This is a genomic window from Paenibacillus sp. SAFN-117 (assembly GCF_051966115.1).
Lineage (GTDB): Bacteria > Bacillota > Bacilli > Paenibacillales > NBRC-103111 > Paenibacillus_L > Paenibacillus_L residui.
In genome coordinates, this window is sequence record NZ_JBQCLK010000084.1 from 1 (window position 1) to 1515 (window position 1515).

The following is a 1515-nucleotide window of genomic DNA, read 5'->3' on the forward strand; positions in this document are numbered from 1 at the left end:
ACTCAACTTTCGCAGAGCGAAAATCGGCATAATTGCATGATGTGACTGAACTAACGGTGAATGTAATACTGAGGTTGTAAATAGAAAAACACCGCTTCATTTGGTAAAGTGAGAGTATCCAGCAATCACTACCATATAGAAGAGGTGTCCTCTACATGATAGATCAAAACGTACCATATAATCAACTTCCAAATGAGATTAAACCGGCTTTCAAAGAACTCAAAGTGCTGCAACACTTGAGAACAGCAGGCTTCAAGAAGAAATTCGGCTATACATGCTCGTTCTTATTCCAGCTTGTCTTTGTACTCTTGTTTCATCACAAAAATTGGTTTCGTTTGCTGGAAAGCGACAGGGGAGAATCGTTTCCGGGCAAGGACGCTGTCTATCGTTTTCTCAATCATAGTGGCTACGCTTGGCGTCGGTTCTTATCCTTGCTCAGTTCCTCTACCATCGGTAAAGTCCAGCCCCTTACAGGAACGGACCGCGTATCCGTATTTGTTGTCGACGATTCCATGTTTGAGCGGAATCGCAGCAAGATGGTCGAGTTGCTTTCCAGGTTTAAAGATCATGCGACCGGCTGCTATTACAAAGGATTTCGGATGCTCACACTTGGTTGGTCGGATGGCCATACGTTTATTCCCGTTGACTTTTCCTTGCTTGCTTCTCTCAAATCCCAAGTAAACGGCATCATGAAGGGGATCGATAAGCGAACGTCCGGCTACAAGCGACGGATGGAAGCTCTCTTGCCTGCTCCTGAGGTCATCCCCGCCATGATCGATCGCGCGTTTTCCGCTGGCGTGCAAGCTTCCTACGTGCTTATGGATAGTTGGTTTACGCATGCTCCGCTGATCCAAGCAATGCTTTGTCGCGGTCTGGATGTGATCGGCATGGTCAAAGCCGATAAGAAACGCTATCTTGACCGCGGGCGGCGATTAACTCTACAAGAGCTTTATTACGAAGCCCTCCCCGTTCAAGGAAAGAACAAGGGCATCTTGCGTTCCATCCGCACCAAGCTGTCTCCGGGGATTCCCGTTATCATCGTCTTTGTACGCCATCGTTCGAACAAAAAGGAATGGCTCGCCATTCTATGCACCGACCTTTCACTCTCAGAAGAAGAGATCATCCGGATTTACGGAATTCGCTGGGACATTGAGGTGTTCTTTAAGTGTGCCAAATCGTTGCTGCGTCTGCAAAAGGAATTTCAAGGTCGTTCTTACGATTTGCTCATCAGTCACACTACGATTGTCTTCTCTCGATACATATTGCTGGCATGGCAACACCGACAAAGTACGGACAACCGCACTTTGGGCGGCTTATTTCACCTGCTCTGCGATGAAGTTAGTCAATTGGATTGGGCAGTTGCTCTGGGACAACTCATTGAAATCCTTGAGAACGTAGCTAAGAAAGCGAGCAAAAGAATCACATCACTTATCCAAACGCAACTCCAACAATGGTTTGCTGGTTTACCCAGCTACATCAAGGCCTATCTGCCGAATTTAAGCTGCGAAAGTTGAG

At 46.9% G+C, this 1515-nt stretch carries 1 protein-coding gene; it reads left to right on the forward strand.

Annotation, left to right across the window (positions count from 1 at the left end):
* The first annotated feature begins 155 nt into the window (after positions 1 to 155).
* Complete coding sequence (locus ACTHRH_RS25630) at positions 156 to 1514, forward strand: IS4 family transposase (RefSeq protein WP_144942086.1); 1359 nt, start codon at positions 156 to 158, stop codon at positions 1512 to 1514.
* Position 1515: the final 1 nt, after the last annotated feature.

Excerpts from the sequence above, each read along its gene's own strand:
- ACTHRH_RS25630 (WP_144942086.1), top strand. The coding sequence starts at position 156 with ATGATAGATCAAAACGTACCATATAATCAACTTCCAAATGAGATTAAA.